The organism is Shivajiella indica (genome assembly GCF_042683085.1).
Lineage (GTDB): Bacteria > Bacteroidota > Bacteroidia > Cytophagales > Cyclobacteriaceae > Shivajiella > Shivajiella indica.
Genome location: NZ_JBHUIV010000025.1, coordinates 148,194 through 169,030, shown reverse-complemented (window position 1 = coordinate 169,030; position 20,837 = coordinate 148,194). Strand labels below are relative to the sequence as shown.

Genomic DNA, 20,837 nt, shown 5'->3' with positions numbered 1-20,837 from the left:
CTAATTGGTTTAAACTTCTTTATAATTAGGAAAAAAGTAATTCGTTAGTTTTTAGTTGCAAATTGTTTTTGGGAGAAAATTAGTTTTTTTAGACCATTTTTAATTCCATAGATTTTAAATGCATCGAAAGCAACAGCAAAAATATCTTGAATCCTATATAGTTTAAGCTTTATTTTATGGGGTTTCTTAGATTGGGTAATTGAATCCGAATTCAAAATTTGATATCCATATTCCTGCATTCCAATAAAGGCAATTTGCTCCAGTTCCAAAATTTGACTTTTACTTAACTGATTCAGGAATTTATTAAAGTTGTCTTTTTTTACTTTATTTTGTCCTATTGCATCTCCTTTATTTTCAACCGACTTATTGGGTGTCAGCATATTTTTATTAAAATCGATTTCAAGGAAGTTGCAAATATCCTTTAATGTTTTTTCAGTTTCGGAAATCAAATCTTCATACTTAATTTCTATTAAATTAGCTCCGAGTTTTTTCTTTTTAGCTTGAAAATTAGTTATGTATTCATTCCATTTGGTGGCTGCAAGATAGATGTTTTTGCCCCATGCCTTATTCATGGAAAGGACATAATCTCTTGGGTCTCTAACTAGATGAATATATTTTGAATTTGGAAATTCCTCGAAAAGTAATTCAGTATGAATCAAATATTCAGGAGTTTTATCTCCTAAATACTTCACATGTTTTTTTTCACAGAAATTGAGAAACAATTCAGTAAGTATATCACTTAATTTTTCCTTTTCTTTTTTATTATTTAGATAGTCTAGATTAGTGTTGTAATCAAATTCTGTCTTCAAATAAAAAATAAATAAAGAATTTTTAATATCTGAAATAAATTGGTTTTTTATTTTTTCGCTAGAAAAATCAATGATTGAACCATATTTTTTAAATAAAAATGGGAAAAATTGAGATTCAGCTTCAGGAATAAAAATTGAAGGGTTAGAATTAAGTAATTCCCTTAATAATTTAGTTCCACTTCTAGGCATACCAAAGACAAATAGGTTGATTTTCATCTTATTTTGTTTTGATAAGAATAAAATTAGCAAAAGTATAAAACATCCAAGCTTGTGCCCATCGCATATATGGAATTTTACTTGAAATCCCTTTCTTAAGTTGGTAATAGAAATATCCTTCTTTATCCTGCATATTATGAATAGTATAGTTCAACACTTTTTCTGCCAAGTCAATATTTTCCTCTAATTTATTAAGTTTAATCAAAGTTATGATAAACTGGGCAGGCGAGTGGATATCAATAGGATAAATATGGTTGTGATAATATTTTGGAGTGCCGTCGGTCAGGAAAAAATTGTGGAGATAATAATTGGTTCCTTTTTGCAATTCTTTTTCAAAACTTTTATCTCCGGTATAATTCATGTAATCTGAAATACATTCCAAATTGAATCCGGTGTGGAAACTGTCAATCCATTGTTGGTTATTAGCCGCACCATACACCCAGCCCCCTTTATTGTCCTGAAGTTTCATTATGGTTTTTACTGCCCTTTGGCTTAAATCCAACCATTCCTCATTCTTTGTATACACATATCCCTGTGCCAAAAGCCGTGCCCCTAGAAGAGAAGCATTATATACCTGGGATTTGTCCAAAGGGGAATAGGAAAAAATAAATTTGCCATTTCCATATTCAGTCCTATTTAGGTCTTCACAGATAAACTTGCAAGATGATAGGATTCCATTCAGGTATTTTTCTTCCTTGGTTACTAAATATGCTTCATGTAATGCATTAGCGACGAAAGAGGTAGCTACCACCGTAGGCGTTCCTTTAGGCTGGAAAAAAACACGGTTTTGCCAATCGAAATTATATCCCCAACAAAAACCACTATATCCAGGAGACCGTAGTTCAATTAATAAATTACCCAAAAAATCAATCTTTTCTTTTAGTTCTTCAGGATTTCCAAATTCATGAATTCCATTCAAACTGAGTTTGTAAAGCTGGCAATAACCATGTAAGAACAAACCAATGCCTTTGGTATTATAATCTTTTGGAACCCTTAACAAGTCCCTTAGGTTAAATGGGTTTCTTTTGAACAATTGAATCCAAAACCAGCGTGGGTATTTCCAGTTACTGAATGGTATTTGTTGATACACTTTAGAATTTAATCCATCGTAGGGATCCCAACCTTTGTATTCCTCTTTTTCTACATATTGCTTAAGTCTTAAAAAGGAATCAAGAACTAATTCTTTTTGCATATTCTTGTAATGTAATGAATTCAAAACCGTTTTTCTTTGCCAGTTTTATTAATTGAGACAGGCTTTTAGGGGAGGTAAAGTTTTTAGGATGTCCTATCAATATAAAAGTATCCCTCTTACCTTGAAGTTGTTTATTAATAAACTTAATATAATACTTATTTAGATTCTTACTGAAAAGACAAAAATCCCAGGTTACAGCCTCTTTTTCAAACCAATATTTTATTTTTTCAATTTTACTTTTTTGCGCTGTTTTAGCTTTAACGCTTTTCATTGCAGAATCCTTGTTTACTAAAATAGATTTAATCCTTTCAAAGGTAAATTTCTTCCAACGAGGGATATTTAATGAAAAAATGGGTATTTCCTTCAATGTGTTTAGATTTCTATTTGCTTTGCTGAAATCATTGAGGTCTGGTATCCAGTAATCCTTATCGTGTGTAACATTTCTGTAATCGTATCTGGATAAGGCCCCATTTTCATAACCGCCAGGATACACAGAACTGTCAATTTTTAATCTTGTATTAAGCATTGCATCTGCAACCAACGTAGAAGGTTGTATATTATAGCCCCCTGCTCTGATAATGGTCGGTTCATAATCGGAATCGAGGGGTTTTAAGATTTGTTTTATCGTTTCAATACCCTTCAAAAATAAATTTAAAGTGTCTATACCATCCGTTGGTTCAAAGTCTCCCAATCTCCAATTTTGCATTTTCAAATGCCACTTTCCGACTTTAAATTCTGCACCGAGCCATTGGGGATGAAAATGCAATTGTATATCATGACCATTTTTATAGGCCTTTTTTAATTGGTTTTCAATGGCTAGGATTGGGTTTTGGGTATATCCCATTTGATTTCCCTTATCCCATTCTTTTTTTATATACCAATATTCCACTACTTCAAAAAATAGCGTAGTTTTGATTTGGTGTTGTTCACAGATTTGTAAAATTTTATCTGTGGGCTCAATGATATGTTTGAATATATGGCCAGAACCATCACCAAATAATTCATAATCATATGTAATAATAAGGTTCATCAATTAGAGCTTATATATTTGTTCTAATTCTGTAAATATTTTTTTTAAATCAAATTCTTTTTCAGCAATTTCTTTATTGGTATTTCCCATTTTTATCCTTAAATCTGGTCCATTGTGAAGTTGAATAACTGCCTCAATCAATGATTTGGAATCTTGGGGGGGAATCAAAATACCATTTTCTCCATCTTTTAAAAGTTCTTTCAAAGCTCCCACTTCCGTATATATCACAGGCAGGCCCGCTGCCATTGCTTCCAAAACTGATACTGGACAACCCTCTCCGTGATAAGAAGGGAAAATGTAAATTGCTGCGTTTTTAAAGAGGTCAATTTTTTCTTTGCCCAAAACATATCCATGAAAAACGATATGGTCTTTAAAATTTTTACTTATTTCATGATTTTTTACACTTTCTAATGCTTCTCCATCTCCGGCTATATCAAATATAAAGTCTTTATTGAACTTCAATAAAGTTGGTATGGCTTCCAAAAATTGATAAATGCCTTTTTCCGGTTCAACTCTGGATAGAAATAATAGGCGATTGGAAAATTTTTTCTTGACATTTAAATTTTCAAAATCTTTATAATTGATACCCGTAGTTATAATGCGGATTTTCGAGGTATCAACTCCAATTTCACCTAACTCCAATTTAAAGTAATTTGCTAATAAGATAATTTTATCAAAAGCATTATAGAAGTCCTTCAATACTGAATTATTTTGCCCACATAATTGATTTTTGAAATCATCATTCCAGCCATGGTTAAAAAGGATAGTTTTGGATTTTCTTGAGAATATTTTTGTTAACTTTAGGTAAACACGGTCCCTATAAAATGATTTTTTTACCAAAGATGAATTGATTTCAATAACATCAGGTCTCAAATACAACAAATAAAATGGATAAAGAAGATAGGAAAAAGCTAAATCAATAAACCTCACTAGAGGGTTAGATAAAACAGGATGATTGACAATTTTACCGGTTCTAAAGTAAAAATATCTATTGTTTGATTGGGTATAAAATGATTTTAAGTCATTTTGAAGACTAACTATTCCTCCAGGGTTTGTTTTATGTTCATGCAATTTTAAAATTTTCATATTCACCGAAATAATGCTTTATGAGTTCAAAATTTCTTCATAAAGTTGTCTGTGGTTTTTAGCACAGGATTCAATAGAAAAAGAAGTTTCAAATAGTTCTATTAAATCCTTTTTTTGAATCTTATTTGGGTTTTTTACGAATTTTTCCATTGCTATATAATATGATTCTTCATTGATTTCCTCACTCAGGTAACCTGTTTTACCATCTGTGACCACATCAACTATACCACCAACAGGAGTGCAAATGGGTACTACTCCACAGGCCAATGCTTCCAAAAGTGAAATGGGTAGTCCTTCAAAATTTGAAGTTAAGCAGAAAGCATTTGAACAATACAGGTAATCAGCAACATTTACCTTGTTCCCCAAAAAAAAAGTTTGTGGATTCTTTATATGTAATAGCTTATCAGCTTCTTGCTTATCATAATCCCTTCCAATTATTATCAATACTAAATTATCATAATTTTGACATAATTTGTTAAACACCTTTAACAAAAGAAGATGATTCTTTTGAGTTTCATTAAATCTTGAAATATGAATAAAAACCAAGTCATCCGATGTTTTTTTTATTGACTCAATTTCATGTTGCACATTGTTGAAAAGATTTGTTTTAGAAGGCCGCATCCTTCCATTATATATCAGGGATGAAACTTCCATTTTGTAAAATTGGCGAAAAGATTCATTGCTTTTATCCGAAATGGTAATCGGGATGACTTTTTTGAATTTATAAAAATATTTTCTAATCAGAGATGGTATTTTTTTTCTACCGTCAAAAAATGCATCATTATGGATGGTATGAAAAACCTTTGTTTGGTTTGAAAAAATGGATTTTAAAAGAAAATAATAAATTGCATTTGAATGGGCGTGGATTACATCTGGGTTTATTTCCAAAATTAGTTTATTAATTGTCAGAACATCAGCAAAGCGAAATCCTTTTTTTAGTGGCAAGTTGATGTATCTAACTTTGTCAGCTATTTCACTTTTATAAAAACCATTATTCTCCTCGCTATCCTTTCTAAACGTCAATAGATAGACTTCATCTTCTTTGGCCAACTCATTGGAAAGATCCACTACAAACCTTTCAGCACCACCTTGGGTAAGAGAATAAATCACCTGAACTATCCGCATACTTAATTTTAGCTAATTGTTTTGTAATGATTGATCAAGTTATTAGTTATAATTTCCCAGCTGTTTTCCCCTTTCTCATTTTCCAATTTGATATTATTTTCCATTTCTTTCACCAAAAGAGGGTTTTCAAGCAAATGGATGATTTCTTTTGCCAAAGCGTCCACATTATTAGGTTCAAGGAGAGAACCGGTGTATTTATGTTTCACCATTTCTTTAAGTCCTCCCACATTTGTTGCAATTACCGGCTTATTCAATCCAAAAGCAGTCATGATGACTCCGCTTTGGGTGGCATCTTTATATGGGCAAACTACTAATTGTGTCTGATGTATTAATTTGACAAGCTCCTCTGTAGTGATGAATCTATTGATGAATTTAAAGTTTTTATATGCTTTGTAAGGTTCAATGTCAAACCAATATCTTCCACTACCAGCAATGATCAATTCCACATCAGGTATTGTTTTTTTTACAATTAAAATGGCTTTGCAAAGTTCTTCAATTCCTTTGTAGGGACTTACTCTACCAAAAAAAAGCAGGCTATTTTCCTTTTTTTCTTCAGAAGAGGTCTTTTTTGCGTTAAATAAACTAAGGTAGGTATAAGCACCTAACCGGGAAATAAAAATATTTTCTAAGGGGATTTTTTCTTTATTGGCAAACTCTAGTTTTTGCGTATCATTTAATAGTATAAAGTTCTTAAAAAAACGGAGGTTAAGTTTTCTAATGAGTTGAACTTTTCTGGAATTCTCTCCTGAATGTGGAAATGGATCATGAACGGTAAGTATTCTGGATCTTTTATTGACAAGTAAAAACCATAAAAAGGTTGGTTTCAAAAGACCATTAACATGGATCACATCAATATTCCATTTTTTCAAAAATTCATTTATTTGAAATTGAAGTAAAAAATTAGATAATGTATATGTCTTTTTTGAAGTCCTATTTATTATATAGGTTCTTTTAAGATCTATAAATTCAGAATATTGATTTAATTCCTTATAATCAGAGGCTGAATAAATTCCTGCATTTTTTTTAACGCTAATATCAAATGCTGTATATTTTGAAGCATAACTTGGGACATCAATAAGAAAAAGCAATTCAGTTTTTTCCTTTAATTTTTGGATTAGAGATAAGTCCATATCAAAATAAAATGGACTTGATAAGTACAATACTTTCATTGGGAAAAATATTAAATTGAAGTTGCAGGTGATTCTTTTTTGATTTCTTCCAAACTTATGTTTTTCTTTTGCAAATAGACTAATAACTTTTTTAACTTATCTTTTCCAATATTTTGGCTTTCTATATGATAAATGTATAAGACCAAAACGCTACTAATAGTGAAATGAATATTAAAAATTGACCCCGATGTTAATGAAGTGACAAGAATCATCCAAATATAATACTTGCAGTACATATATTCCTTTGGAATAGGTATTGTAAAGCTTTTATAAAAAATTATTAACCAAGCTAGGACTGCAAAAACTCCTGCTTGAGTATATAATCCAATGATTCCAATATCCTCAAGAAAATAACCCTGACCAGTCAACTTGGACATAGCTTTACCATAATTGCTATTGTAATTAGGGAATCCATTACCGAAAATTTGACTTAAAATATTGTCGGAAAAATCAAAAAGAAAATATTTCCCAGCTACCACCCGTATATAATCTGACCCCAGTTCTGTATCTCTTCTTGTTGTTTCCTCTAAAGAATTGATAAAAGGTAAATCTAAACTTATAACATAAATACTTACTCCAAAAAAAGCAGCTATAAATAATAACTTTTTTGCTAAGGATAATTGGACACCAAAGTGGAAAGTGTAAAGTACAACTATAAATGCCACGAGTTGTCTTATAACTTGGAGAATAGGGATGACTATTCCTAAAATGGCAAAGACTATATGATAATATGCTGTTTTTACTTTTGAAGTGATTTTACAAATTGATATAAATACTGCTAACCAAAATACCCCAGCTCCAGGGAATATTATTCTAATTATACCTCTACCTTCGTCAGAATAGTCTCCCTCTGTTGCCCCTAAAGCATATCCGAAAAAAGCTTTCTGAGGAAATTGGAATTGAAAAAAATATAATACGACATAAATAAAACCCAAAAGTAGTATAACTTGTTCTATTAGTCTTGTTTTGAAATTGTAATCCTTTAGAAGAAAAAATACAGGATATATTAGAATTATAGCTGTAGATCTGAAGCTTTGAGGAATACTTTGGCCCCAAACCAATAATGAAATAATTATCGAAAAAAATGTTGCAAAAGTCATTAACCGAATGGGTAAAGAAAAACCACCCTGATATTTAAAAAAAGACTTTAAGGAATATATAGAAATAAGAGTTAGAATTACAATAGGAATCTTTATTCCAATTAGATCTCCAGCAAACCGGATTTCAAAAAATCTTAAAGCTACTAAGACTAAAACAAATAATAGAATACCTTTTACCCTTTCACTCATTTTTCACTTTTTTTTGACGGTATAAAAATATTGAAATTGGAGTCAAAACAAGAATGGCCAAAAACAATTTAAAAGGTATTGACTTTAATTCAGAGAAAAAGAATGAAACAATGAACAATAATATTGCCAAAAACCACATTATTAAGTCATTCTTTATTTTTACATGAATTGTTTTAGTGAAAATTATCCAAAGATAAATCTCCAAAATGGCAAATGATAATACATAACCAACTGATAAGCCATAAGCTCCGAATTGGCTACCATAATATAACATAGGAATGGAAATTACTGCATTGATGATGGATAATTTAAAAAGCAATTTTTCTTCATTGATGGCACCAAAAACGATAGAAATAGTCCTGTTCACTGCCATTAAAAAGGTAAACCATACTTGCATTTGTGTTACCGTAACTGAGGGCAAATAAGCCTCAGAAAATAGTAGAATTACAATCTCTTCAACAAACAAGGTAAATAAAAAAGTTAAGGCCAATCCTACTAACATAAAATATTGAAAGCCATTGGATATGATGCTATAAAACTTCTTTTTATCCGATATCCAAAGAGCCGAAAGACTTGGAAAAGCGGCGATCAGCGCATAATCCAAAACCATTTGAACTGGCGCTAAAAGTCTTCTTGCCAAATTGAAAAAACCTATTTCATCAACAGTGGAATTGAGTTCTAAATAAATATTATGAAAAGATTGGATAGGTATCATGACCAACATGACACTGAAGTAAGGCCAACTTTCAATAAGTATGGCTTTCGTGGATTTAAAGAAATTTGAGGTAGGTCCAATTAATAGGTTATTCTTCTTGATCAGGAATACGAAACCAACACCTTGGACTCCATTTAAAAGTATAAAAATATATATTAGATTATTGACTGAAAAATAGGCTTGCGGTAATATAAAAATCGAGGTAAACCATAATATACTGTATGCTATTTTTAGAAGGGAGGGGAAAAGCATTTTTTGATGACCCAGAAATGCATATTCCAGCATATTCCAGAAAGCATGGGACATGGCGCATGCACCCACCAAAATGACCTGAAAAGCATCTAGGGTGCCAAAAAAATGATTATAAAGTAGATAAATTAAAGTTAAGCCGGTTACAGACAGGAATCTTAAGATTGAGCCATTGATAATTAAATCACTGGTTCTTTCAGGATCTCTTGCAATGGCCCTGATGATAATTTGTTTGATTCCCAGCTCACTTAATGCAAGCAAAAGTAATCCCTGTGTAGTGATAAAAGTAAAAAGTCCGTAATCATCCGGAGTGAAAAAATGGGTAATTTTAAGAACAGTGACCAGGGAAAGTACCTGTGAAACTGCATTGCCTATGGTTAGGTATGAAAAATTCTTAAATACTTTGTTGTTTTGTAATTTGCTTATTAAGGACATGAAAATAAGTGTTCTAAATTGAAAAAGTCATTTGGCTAAGTTCCTAATTAGGCTTTTTATTGAAATATTTTTTTGATACCTCAAATAAAAACCTAATTTCCCAAAAAAGGAACCTGAGAGGGAATATTGGGAAAAAACCAAATCATTCAATTTTCCTTTTCTTTTTTCATTGAGCTCTAATAAGAAATCCTTTGGATATAATGCGGGGTATGGATGTTCCTCAATTATTTTTTTCTGGGTTTCATAAATAATTTCATTATCTAAAAACCTGTTTTTTAAATTTTCTTTTGATAAAGTATGATTTCCTGAAAAGACCCGATATTTTAAAAGGGGTTGATTGGCATATGCTACACCCTTTTTTGCCAGTATTGACCAGGTGATTTCATCTAATCCCCAACCATTACATTTTTCATTAAAACCTCCAATATCTTTTAATGGGGAAGTTTTTACCACAAAATCCGAAAGATAAAAATGTCTTTTTGAGGTAATTCTATGATATACGAAATCCAATTGTGTTTCAAATTCAGGACACAATTCGGAGATACCTGAAAATTCTCCATTTTCATCAATAATAATCACCCGACAGTGAAATACATCAACTCCTTTGTATTGTTCAATCAATTTATCAATTTCCAGTAGAAAGTCAGGCTCAATTAAATCATCATCACTCAGTACAGTAAAATATTCGCCTGTGGCAACATCAAGGATTTGATTGAAATTTTGCGGCATAGTGAGCTGTTGCTCACTGACAAAATACTTTACGTTTGGTTTTTCCAACCAACTTTGAACCATAGATTCTATTTCATCCTTCGTTTTTTTGTCTTTTCCATTATTCCTAATGATCAATTCAAAATCCTGAAAAGATTGATTTTTAATGCTCTCCAATGTTTCTTTTAAGAATCTGGTCTTTGTCACAGGAAGAGCTATGGTATACTTCATAATATTAAACTTATTTATAAGCGTTTTCAAGATTTAATTTCCTGAAAAGACTGAAGGTATTCTAATATTCCACCCTTTAAATTGTAAAGGTTATCAAATCCAAATTTATCTTCCAGTTCTCTGATAGCTTTTGCACTTCTTGCTCCAGATCTGCAATGGATAATTACTTGTTTTTCTTTTGAAATGAGATGTGATTTTTCTAGAACCTCCGCTAGAGGAATCAATATCCCCTCAAGGTTGGAATCCTCAAATTCATGGATTTCTCTGACATCTATCAATTGGAAATCAAAGCCACTATTTTTCATATCCTGGAATTCCTCCACTGTGACTTCCTTCACTTTTCTCTCCACAGCAGGCATCCCGCAGAATTGTTCATAATCTGCCAATTCATGGATAGTAGGGTTCTCACCATTGAGTGGATTGTAGGCTTTTCTTTTTATAGAAAATGTTCTAGACTGAAATGTCAGTGCGTCAAAAGTATAAAGCTTTCCACTTAATGGTTCCCCAACACCGGTAATTACTTTGATTACCTCAAGGGCTTGTAAACTTCCAATGATTCCAGGTAATACTCCCAAAACACCACCTTCTGCGCAATTTGGCACCAATCCCGGAGGGGGTGGAGTAGGGTATAGGTCCCTATAATTAGGTCCTAATACTCCATTTTTATCCGTATAATTAAAAACTGCAACTTGACCCTCGAACTGAAAAATTGAGGCATAGACATTGGGTTTGTTCAATAACACACAGGCATCATTAACCAAATATCTTGTAGGAAAGTTATCAGTACCATCAGCCACCAAATCATAATCTTTGATTATTTCCATTGCATTTTGAGAGGAAAGCTGCGCATTATGTACAACTATATTTATGTAGGGGTTAATTTGTTCCAATCGCCATTTGGCCGCTTCAACTTTTGGTTTTCCAACTTCATTTACCCCAAAAAGCACCTGTCGGTGTAAATTACTGTCATCAACGACATCAAAGTCAATGATACCAATAGTGCCCACACCTGCCGCTGCAAGGTATAAAAGCATTGGGCTTCCCAAGCCGCCGGAACCTACTACTAAAACTTTGGCCTTTTTAAGTTTTTTTTGGGCCTCTAATCCGAATTCAGGAATAATTATATGTCTATTGTACCGTGCAAGCTCGGGTTTTGAAAAACTTATTTCATCATCAGAACCTCCAGCAATGGCAGGGACAATGCTTACCACACTGTTTTCCTTGATCAAGGTATCTTTTTCCTGAAGATTTCTGATGTCATCCTCATCCACAAAAATATTTAAGAAGGAGGGAATTTCACCTTCACCCGTAAAAAGATAATTTTTTAAGGCCGGGTACTGCTCTGAAAGTTTCTCTAATAATTCTCCAATTGTACCTGCTTGTACATCCAATTTTGAATTGTTATTGGTGAATTTTCTTAGGGGTGTGGGTATAAAAACTGTAGCCATAATTTTAAACATTTAAAATCTTTAAATTTTCTTCTTTAAAAAACTTATTCTTATCCATTGTCCATGATCTCATGGAATGAAATCTTTGATTGTTAATTGAAATTATTAGGTATGAAAATCCTTCTAATGCAAACTTTAAATCAGTTTTTGAGGGAATAGGGGCAGAATCCAAATGGGTATGGTAAATACCCAATAAATCCCAACCGTTAGAAATAGCTGAGTTTTCAGCTTTCAAATATTCTAATGGAGCTATCTCAAACCGTTTTTTTTTATCCTCTTTGCTGATATTCTCTGTTTTAATATAATTTTCAATAGATTTAAAATCTTCGCTTTGTATCCCGATCAAGAATCCGCAGGATTCTTCATTTACCAGTTCGACTTGGGAAATAATATTGGTCAATATGGTTTTGGGAATTACCAACTTCATTTTTTGATTTCTACAAATTCTTTTTGTTGAGGTAAAAGCGATTGAATCTCTTTAATATATTCTGAATCCTTAAGAGAATTGACCAAAATCGGGACAACATGGCCATAATCATCTATAGTTGTTTTTTCCGCTTCTAAAAACTTAGGAGAAATACCCCATTTTAAAATGTTTACTGTGTCCTTTGGATTTACAATTTTCAAGGATTCCTCCAATAATTTTTTAGAACCTGTATATAAAATCTCCTTAAGTTTATTTGGATCTTCGTTGTTTTTTAAATCCTTTATCAACTCAAATAAAGTATCTTTTTTACCCGGAATTATACTGGAAATGATGATATCACCTGCCTTATTGATTTTTCTTTTTTGATTTTCGTAAACGTTGATCAAAAGATTTAATTCACTAGGTTTATTCCAATCCAATTGACCTCTAAAAAACTTCTCTTTATATCCTTTGGGATTTCCGCTGAATACTATGGGAATTTTCCTGCCACTTTTCTTTATGTAATATAAAGCAACTTCAAGACTTTCAACAGGCCATTCCAAGTATCTTACCAGGAGAAAATTACATTGCTTCGGCTCCATGTAAACCAAGGCATTAAGCATCAAATAGGAAGCTTCGGATAAATTTTGTGCAGTAACAAATTTTCCAGGGGAATGGATCCGAACATAATCGCCAGTCTCTGCTGTATTACTTAATTCAAGATCCATTAAACTGTTATCATAAATATGCGTGAAACGGACCATCCCATAATTAATTCTTCCAATCTGTGAAAATGTGTCAAAAATATTTTCACAGATTTTTTTGGTCGAAGCATAGATCTCATCAGTTAAATAACGACTGGCCTTTCCAGTTGAAGAAAAAACCAATTTTTTCACTGAAGGGGTATTTTCACAAGCATTTACGAGGTTCCAGGTACCAATAGCATTGGTTTGGACTGTCTCTATTATATGATTTTCAGCATATCCAGGGTCTCTTATTGCAGCTGTATGGAAAACAATTTCCGGTTGGCAATTTTTTATACAATCAGCTATGAATTTTTCGTCCCTTATATCACATTGAATATATTGGACTTTTTCTCCAAATAAAGCCTGGATTTGTTGAGAGGGTGATTTAATGTCCACGATAAAAATTTTGGAAACATTGAATTTCAACAAATCTCCTATCAAGGTTCTGCCAACATAACCGAGACCTCCTGTGACTAAACAGATTTTGTTTTCAAGCTCCCCCTTAATTTCTTCTAAAGGAAGACTTAAAGTTCTTTTCCTCGAAGGTTCAAAGGGATTCTCTGATAATCTTCCCTGTTGATCATAAAGTTTGATCAGATCTTGGGTTAAATCCACTAACTGCTTGTAAGCATTTTCTTCCTTCACATAAGGGGAATTGCTCCAGATTTTTTGAAAAATTGAATCTACCATAGCTAAAATATTACTAGGTTATCACTATTTTAATCAAATAAAAAGCTAATCCTTAAAAAAGAATGATTAATTATTATTTGAAGAAATGAAATTTTTAAAATCAGTTTTTATGATTTAATTTTTAAATATTACTTAACCAAAGTGGGAGATTTGTTCTGCCCTTAATTTATCCGAAAGCCTGTTTTCTGGTAGAATCACATCATCATAGGTCAATACTTTGTCTTTAGGCACATCATTTTTAATCAAGCAACCTTCAGCCAAGCCAATGGGTAAAAGATTTTCTTTTAAAGAAACATCATAGTTTTCACAAAGCCCATAGGTCATATATCCTCCTAATCCATCAATTTTCTCACCCTGTTTGAGGTCAATTTTTGCTGTGGCCACCACATCAACCATTGGCTTTCCAATAGGGGTAACAGCCGCATCTCTGAATAATACTGCACGGGCAACGGTAAGAGGAACTTCAAAATGGCAAAGATGGTATGGGTTGTAGAACAAATAAAGAGGGCCTTTCCCTACTTTGTATAAGTTTAAATAATGTTTTTGTTTTGGATCTTCATGTGTTCCTAATACAAACACACCGGGTCCTGGTTCTGCTCCAACAACATAATCTACTATTCCTTCACCTTCTAGAACAGCTTCTAAAGGATACAAATCCTGCACGATATCTTTGAGGTGGGTGCCACTTGGAACAGTAGGCCCAAACATGCCTCTTTTGGCTATTTTCATTCCAGTAGCATTGGCTACAATGGCCTGCTCGAAGGAAATTTTGGTACCATCGGCAAAAGAGGTAACCATTTGCGGATTTTGGCCCCACTGTTTGGCAAAACCTTCCTGGGTAGTAGGGTTTCTGTAGGGATCATGTAATCCTTTGATATTTCCACAAACTACCGGTTTTAAACCTATGGATTTTACAAATCTGTAAAGATTCATCTCCACACCTGGCTGGTCTCCATCCACATTGGTAAGCACAACTCCTGCTTTGTCGGCATAAACTTTCAAAATAGGTCCGATTGTACCATCGACTTCAGCATTCATTAAGATGACATGCTTTTTGTTTTCAAAAGCTTTGAGGATTAAATGGGAAGACAATTCAATGGTCCCGGTAACCTCGATAATGGCATCTATTCCTTCGGCCTCGCATAGAATGTATGGATTATCAGTCACACTGTATTTATTGGTCCTGATGTTATCTTCCAATTTGTTTTTGGAATCCACGTAGTGATAATCTTCAATTCCTGCTTCGGAATATGCTCTTTTGGCTTTTTCGAGAGTCCTGTTAAATATTGCCACCAATTCCATTCCTGGAACTGAATTTATAATTTGGTTGGCTATACCCCTTCCCATAAAACCTGCACCAATCATGGCAACTCTTACAGGATTGTTTTCTTCTGCTCTTTTTTGAAGGGCTGTATCTATAATAATCATATCAAATTAATTTAAAAGTAGTTAGGATGATTTCTATCTTTTTCAGAAATAACAGTGGGGTCCAAAGGCCATTCTATTCCAAACGCAGGATCATTCCACCTTATTCCTGCTTCCGCTCCCGGTGTATAAAACTGGGTAACTAAATAAGTTACTTCGCAATTGTCTTCCAATGTGATAAATCCATGGGCAAAATCTTCCGGAACATAAAGCATTTTATAATTTCTCTCGGAAAGTTCTACCCCTATCCATTGTTTGAAGGTAGGTGAGTCTGGCCTTAGGTCAATGATGACATCATAAATGGAACCCTTAGTGCATCTTACCAATTTGCTTTCCTGATAAGGAGCTACTTGAAAATGCATTCCTCTTATAGATCCCTTTGTTTTCGTAAAAGAGGTATTCGCTTGCCTTACGTTCGGGTTTAATCCATGTTCTGCCATTTCATTCGCACACCAGGATCTTCCAAAAAATCCTCTTTCATCAACAAGCTTTTTGATTTCAATCTCAAAAGCTCCTTTTAATTTTGTTTCTGTAAAAATCATAATATTCTTATTTCCAATTCCAATGTAATGATTCTGATAGCATTTGTTTTTCCTGGAGTCTATTTAGGATTTCCAATCTGATAAACTCTGATTTTCTGTAATTTACATCTGTAAAATTCATAGCTGTAAGGTTATTGTAAAGGTCCTTTACAGTTTTTTCCAAATCATATTCAGGCTGATGGTTTGGAGCAATTTTTTCAAATAAATCAAAATTGACCTTGTAAGACCTTTTGTCAGGAGCAGCATTTTTATTGACCGAAACCTTGGTTCCTGGAATAATTTGAGCCACCATTTCCGCCAGCTCTACAACTTGGTAATTCCAAGATTTAGAACCTGTGTTGACAGCTAAGAAATTTCCTCCATTTGCGGCAGTTCTTTGAACTCCAAAATCTATAGCTCTCGCCATATCCTGAACATTAATCAGAGGTCTCCATGGAGTTCCGTCGCTCAAAATGCTTATTTCTTTGGTAGTAATTGCTCCTGCAACAAAATCATTAAGTACTAAGTCCAGTCTTAATCTGCTTGAAAAACCACAGGCAGTAGCAAATCTGAAACACGTAACTAAGAAATTTTCACCTGCAATTTTTTCTAGTCCCTGTTCCGCCCCAACCTTTGATCTGGCGTAAGCTGTCAGAGGATTTAATGTATCTTCTTCTCTTTTTGGGGCATCGTCAGCCGCCCCATAAATGCTACAACTGGATGCAAAAATAAAGGATTTTGCTCCCTCTTTTTTGGCTATTTCAGCCATTTTCAGTGCCGCATTACAGTTGACATCCATAGTTACTTTTTCATACTTATTACCCATGGGGTCATTTGAAATAGCAGCCAGATAAATCACCACATCTACTCCCTTCAACAAGCTTGGGGAAAAATCACGGACATCCCCAAAAATTTGCTCATCTAATGGAACATCTGGAAAATAAGTTGCATTTGTCAGACAATTTGCAAAATATCCGGTATCGTATCCTATCAGTTGGGCTGTAGGATAGGCTCTTCTTAAGTTTCGGATTACTCCAGGGCCTACATAGCCCATATTTCCTGTAATTAAAATTTTCATTTTTTATAAAAATTGATGATTGTTCTTTTTACCAAATTTTCCATGGAGCCTTATTACTGTTCCAAAGATCTTCCAAAACCTGCTTATCTCTTAAGGTATCCATGGGCTGCCAAAAACCATAATGTTTAAATGCTGATAATTCACCGTTTTCGGCCAATTTTTCCAAGGGCTCTTTTTCCCATACGGTATTATCTCCCTCAAGGTATTCGAATGCCTTAGGTTCTACAATGAAAAAACCTCCGTTGATCCATGCATTTTCATTTTCTCCACCAGTTGGTTTTTCCCGAAAACCTTTGACCTGGTTTTGGCCTTTTCCAAGTGTAAACACGCCAAATCTTCCAGGTTGTTGTACCGCTGTCATAGTCACAGCTTTACCTTGGGACTTATGAAATTCAATACTTTCCCTGATGTTGACATTTCCCACACCATCACCATAAGTTAGACAAAATGCCTGATTATCAACATAATCTTTAATTCTTTTCACTCTTCCACCAGTCATCACATTTTCACCGGTATCCACCAAAGTGACATTCCAGGGTTCTGATTTTTGATGATGAACTTTGATGTTGTTGGTCTGAAGATCTATAGTAAAATCTGAATTGTGGAGATGGTAATTCGCAAAATATTCTTTGATGATATGTCCTTTATATCCGCAGCAAATGATGAAATCATTGATGCCATTAGCGGAATAAATTTTCATGATATGCCAAAGTATTGGTTTTCCTCCAATTTCTACCATAGGTTTAGGACGGACACCGCTTTCCTCACTGATTCTGGTGCCAAATCCACCTGCAAGAATTACTGCTTTCATTATTACAAAGAGATTAGTTTAAAATTTGAATTAATTGAATTAGTTATTTTAAAGTTAAAATAGTGTGCTTAAATAATTCAAAGGCTTCTTTGCCTTTTTCGAGAAGGACTCCTTGGTTTTTCTTTGAATTTTTGGAGTTGGTTAAAAAATCCTCAAAATATCCCCTGTTTAGATCTGGTTTATGAACCATAAGATCCTGCTCAATAAGATATTTGTCTACATCCAATAATTCTCCTTGGTAAACAGAAATGGTGGGTATGCCCATTAATGCCATTTCTCGTGTCATTGAACCTCCTGCACCTATAAAAATTAAACAATCGGTAGCAATGGATTTAAAATCTAAAGGTTTTTCAGGAACATAAATCCCATCAAATTTACTTTCTAAGTAATGTTTTCTTTGAGTTACATCTCTAGTTAATATAATGATTTCATAAATGTCCTTAAGATCAATGATTAAATCATCCATAAAGTTTTCCTTTCCGGAATAATATTGGGCTGTTTGAGGTTCAGGCCTTATGTAAATTTTTTTTTGCGAGGTATTCTTCCTTGCCTCTTGGATTTCCATACCTTTTTCCCATAAGTAAACCCCTTCCTTAATTCCTGGGTATTGTTTAATTTTTTTCTTTGATGCCCCTTGTTTGATTGCTTTCGATATGGATAAATTTTCAGGAAGGAATATGTTACTAGCAAACAAAAAACTTGGAATATTTCCCAAAGCATGTTCGTTATCATTGGTATATATTGAATTTACACCAACAACTTTACTTGCTAGAGGTAAATAAAAACTGCTTTGTCCTATCGCTACATCTGGTTTGGTGATTTTTATGAATTTAATTAAATTCAAAACCCTAATCGGAAATGCAAATAGTTTTTTGAGCAAAGATTTCTCTACTCTGTCTCCGATGATGGTATGCGACCAGCCTTTTTGTTTAAGCAAATCAACTGTATTTGAAGAATCACGACAAGTTAGTATAAACTCATGGCCTTCATTTTCCAGTTTTTTAATAAATGGTTCAAAAAAACTTACCTGAGGGGTATTAATAAAATCAATCCAGATTTTCATAGAATAAAAATTGTGTCAAATATTAGGCCTTATAATAACCTGCGGCGTATTTTGGTCCATAGCCATAGGTAATTTCCATTTCAGCATCATTCAATACTATCATTGGGTTTTTAAAGCGTTTGTTTTTTCTGATATCTTCAATGGTATGGATTTGAGCCTTAGTGGTGTAATTACATCTCACCATGAAGATGGTGAGATCAGAAATCTCCGATAACATAAAGGAATCTGAAACTAATCCTACCGGAGCCGTATCAATGATGAGATAATCATGACTTTCCTTTAACTTTTCTATAATCTCGAAAAGAGTAGGATTGGCAAGCAATTCTGAAGGATTTTCAGGAATTGATCCACATCCGATTAGATCTACATTTTCATTATTATGCAATTTATGGATGATGGAGTGCACATCACTTTTATTTTCCCTTAATAAATCCGAAATACCCCGTTTTGCTTTAATTTTCAACGCAGATAATAGAGCAGGTTTTCTCAAGTCCATTTCGAGTAACGCTACCTTCTTTCCAGTCAAGGCAAAACTTACGGCAAGATTTAGACTAAAAAATGTTTTTCCCTCACCGCTCATTCCTGAAGAAACCATGATCACTTTTCCTTTGGTTTTAAAAATTATCGGAGCCAGATTAGACCGGATAAACCTGAATTGCTCAGCAATTAATGTTTTTTTCCCGGGCCTTAGTGCGAGAATTCCCAAATTCTCTTTGTTATTGGAAATTTCTCCTAAAATTTGGGTGGATGTTAAGTGTTGAACATCAGACTTTAATCTTATGGTATCATCCATCAAATCTTTCACATAGATAAATCCAAATGGGATACCAAGCCCTAAGAAGATACCAAATATATAGATTAATGTTTTTTTCGGTTTCACCGGCTTATCATAAGCACTTGGTGGATCAATGACTTTAGAGTTACTGGACGTAGCCGCTAAAGTCAGCATAGCTTCTTCTCTTTTTTGGGTCAACAAAAGATAATGATCCTGCTTGATTGATTGATTCCTGTTGATATCCAGTAATTCCCGCTCAATGGTTGGAACTTTGGAAGCTCTGCTTTGGAACTGACTTGCAGTAGCCATTAAGCTGTTTCTGGAAATCATTAAACCGTTTTTGATATTTTTGATGTTTTCCAGTATACTTATTTTCAAGCTTGTTAATTGTTGATTTAAGTTTTGGACAATGGGATTGTTCGGTTGGGTTGTCCTTAACATACCTTCTCTTTGCCTTTGTAGAGTATTGAAGTTTGCAATCAACTCTGATAAAGTTTGATCATCAATATTTAAGGTACTTGGAACCATTTGAAAATTATTTTCATCTCTTGTGATATAATCTTCGATAGATTCCAGTACGTCAATTTGAACGCTCAAAGCACTGATTTGCTGCCTATTGGCTGTTGTACTTTCTAAATAAAGTTCAGATTCAGCACCCACATCTGTAATTGAATAATTGAGTTTGTATTGTTCAGCTTCTTTTTCAATTGCCTTCAGCTCTGAACCCAATTCCTGTAGTTGTTCATCTATAAATGCAATTGTATTTCTAGCAATTTGATTTTTTTCATCCTCAGTTTCTCTATTGTAGAGTTCTATGAGTTTGTTTAGGACCTTGACCCCTCTCTCTGGATGTTCAGCGTGTAAGAATAATTCTATAACACTGGCCTGCTTATTGACCACATCTGCTGATAAGTTATAAGCAAAGTATTTTCCAACAGCTATTGGGTCATAAAATGCAATTTTTATAGGATTCAGGTGATTATCTAAAAAAGTAGCATAAGTTTCATTTTTTTCGATTGAAAAGGTGCCGTAAAAATTCTGTAATTTTTCACCAAATTTCGCTATCTTTTTTTCTCCTTCCGGAGTTTCTAATTCAAAGGAACTATCATTCAATATTTTGATCTTTACAGTATTGTCGTCAATTTCTTCAAAAAAATCAGTTCTTCTTTCGTGAACAGTCAAAACTACAGGAACTTCCCAGTCATAAATTTCCTTCCACCTAAATGGGCCGTTTGGCTTCCAAAATGCATGGTTGAAATTCAATTCCTGACAGGCCTTGATCATCAAACTTTCAGATTTGAATACTTCTGCTTCATTTTCTACCACATACATATTTCTTGAAGCAGCGGAGCCATCCAATAGCATGTTGGAAGTAAAATCAGATCCCTTTTTTTGATCCTTGATCACAAGGCTACTGCTGATAAGATATTGTGGGGTAGAAAAATAAGCGATGGCATATGCAGAAATTCCACAGACCAAAACACTGATTAAAAACCAATGCCAATGTTTGGTATATTTTTTTAAGATATATTTAAAATTGACCGGTCCTTTTGCAGATTTTTTATTTTCCTCTTCCTCGAGCTCCTTTAATAATTCTGAAATATCCATTTTGAAATTTTT

Annotated in this window: 18 protein-coding genes; all 18 read right to left on the bottom strand. The window is 33.5% G+C overall.

The features are described 5' to 3' along the window. Positions 1-44: 44 nt before the first annotated feature. Entirely contained in the window at positions 45-1,025 is a 981-nt protein-coding gene (locus ACFSKV_RS17155) for a sulfotransferase family protein (RefSeq protein ID WP_380805523.1), read from the bottom strand. A gap of 1 nt (position 1,026) precedes the next feature. Then, complete coding sequence (locus ACFSKV_RS17150) at positions 1,027-2,217, bottom strand: delta-aminolevulinic acid dehydratase (protein WP_380805522.1); 1,191 nt, start codon at positions 2,215-2,217, stop codon at positions 1,027-1,029. Next, positions 2,195-3,247, bottom strand: coding sequence for a polysaccharide deacetylase family protein (locus ACFSKV_RS17145; RefSeq protein WP_380805520.1), 1,053 nt, complete (start codon positions 3,245-3,247; stop codon positions 2,195-2,197). Before ACFSKV_RS17145 ends, ACFSKV_RS17150 begins: the two co-directional genes overlap by 23 nt. A 3-nt stretch (positions 3,248-3,250) precedes the next feature. After that, the gene (locus tag ACFSKV_RS17140) at positions 3,251-4,333 is read right to left on the bottom strand and encodes a glycosyltransferase family 4 protein (RefSeq protein WP_380805518.1); all 1,083 of its coding nucleotides are present in this window, start codon (positions 4,331-4,333) and stop codon (positions 3,251-3,253) included. Positions 4,334-4,351: 18 nt separating this feature from the next. Then, positions 4,352-5,458 carry a glycosyltransferase gene (locus ACFSKV_RS17135; protein ID WP_380805515.1) on the bottom strand — a complete coding sequence of 369 codons (1,107 nt, stop codon included), beginning with the start codon at positions 5,456-5,458 and terminating at the stop codon, positions 4,352-4,354. Positions 5,459-5,466: 8 nt separating this feature from the next. After that, on the bottom strand, positions 5,467-6,627 hold the full coding sequence (locus ACFSKV_RS17130; RefSeq protein ID WP_380805512.1) for a glycosyltransferase family 4 protein: 1,161 nt from the start codon (positions 6,625-6,627) through the stop codon (positions 5,467-5,469). A gap of 11 nt (positions 6,628-6,638) precedes the next feature. Next, the gene (locus tag ACFSKV_RS17125; RefSeq protein WP_380805510.1) at positions 6,639-7,916 is read right to left on the bottom strand and encodes a hypothetical protein; all 1,278 of its coding nucleotides are present in this window, start codon (positions 7,914-7,916) and stop codon (positions 6,639-6,641) included. Continuing rightward, positions 7,909-9,315: an oligosaccharide flippase family protein gene (locus tag ACFSKV_RS17120; protein ID WP_380805508.1), complete on the bottom strand. Its 1,407-nt coding sequence runs from the start codon at positions 9,313-9,315 to the stop codon at positions 7,909-7,911. The genes ACFSKV_RS17125 and ACFSKV_RS17120 overlap by 8 nt, the downstream gene beginning before the upstream one ends. Positions 9,316-9,342: 27 nt before the next feature. After that, a complete protein-coding gene (locus tag ACFSKV_RS17115; RefSeq protein WP_380805505.1) occupies positions 9,343-10,254 on the bottom strand; it encodes a glycosyltransferase in 912 nt (303 codons plus the stop codon). A 26-nt stretch (positions 10,255-10,280) separates the two neighbouring features. Then, positions 10,281-11,702 carry a molybdopterin-synthase adenylyltransferase MoeB gene (gene moeB / locus ACFSKV_RS17110; RefSeq protein WP_380805503.1) on the bottom strand — a complete coding sequence of 474 codons (1,422 nt, stop codon included), beginning with the start codon at positions 11,700-11,702 and terminating at the stop codon, positions 10,281-10,283. A gap of 4 nt (positions 11,703-11,706) precedes the next feature. Further along, a complete protein-coding gene (locus ACFSKV_RS17105) occupies positions 11,707-12,129 on the bottom strand; it encodes a M67 family metallopeptidase (RefSeq protein WP_380805501.1) in 423 nt (140 codons plus the stop codon). Next, positions 12,126-13,544, bottom strand: coding sequence for a polysaccharide biosynthesis protein (locus tag ACFSKV_RS17100; RefSeq protein WP_380805498.1), 1,419 nt, complete (start codon positions 13,542-13,544; stop codon positions 12,126-12,128). Before ACFSKV_RS17100 ends, ACFSKV_RS17105 begins: the two co-directional genes overlap by 4 nt. Before the next feature lie 132 nt (positions 13,545-13,676). After that, positions 13,677-14,972: an NAD(P)H-dependent oxidoreductase gene (locus tag ACFSKV_RS17095; RefSeq protein ID WP_380805496.1), complete on the bottom strand. Its 1,296-nt coding sequence runs from the start codon at positions 14,970-14,972 to the stop codon at positions 13,677-13,679. Positions 14,973-14,983: 11 nt separating this feature from the next. Beyond that, a complete protein-coding gene (gene rfbC / locus ACFSKV_RS17090; RefSeq protein WP_380805494.1) occupies positions 14,984-15,511 on the bottom strand; it encodes a dTDP-4-dehydrorhamnose 3,5-epimerase in 528 nt (175 codons plus the stop codon). Positions 15,512-15,518: 7 nt separating this feature from the next. After that, complete coding sequence (locus tag ACFSKV_RS17085; RefSeq protein WP_380805492.1) at positions 15,519-16,568, bottom strand: NAD-dependent epimerase/dehydratase family protein; 1,050 nt, start codon at positions 16,566-16,568, stop codon at positions 15,519-15,521. A gap of 28 nt (positions 16,569-16,596) precedes the next feature. Then, complete coding sequence (rfbF, locus tag ACFSKV_RS17080; protein WP_380805489.1) at positions 16,597-17,379, bottom strand: glucose-1-phosphate cytidylyltransferase; 783 nt, start codon at positions 17,377-17,379, stop codon at positions 16,597-16,599. A 43-nt stretch (positions 17,380-17,422) separates the two neighbouring features. Further along, on the bottom strand, positions 17,423-18,442 hold the full coding sequence (locus ACFSKV_RS17075) for a DUF354 domain-containing protein (protein ID WP_380805487.1): 1,020 nt from the start codon (positions 18,440-18,442) through the stop codon (positions 17,423-17,425). A gap of 22 nt (positions 18,443-18,464) precedes the next feature. Next, positions 18,465-20,825, bottom strand: a complete 2,361-nt coding sequence (locus tag ACFSKV_RS17070; RefSeq protein ID WP_380805485.1) for a GumC family protein — start codon at positions 20,823-20,825, stop codon at positions 18,465-18,467. Positions 20,826-20,837: the final 12 nt, after the last annotated feature.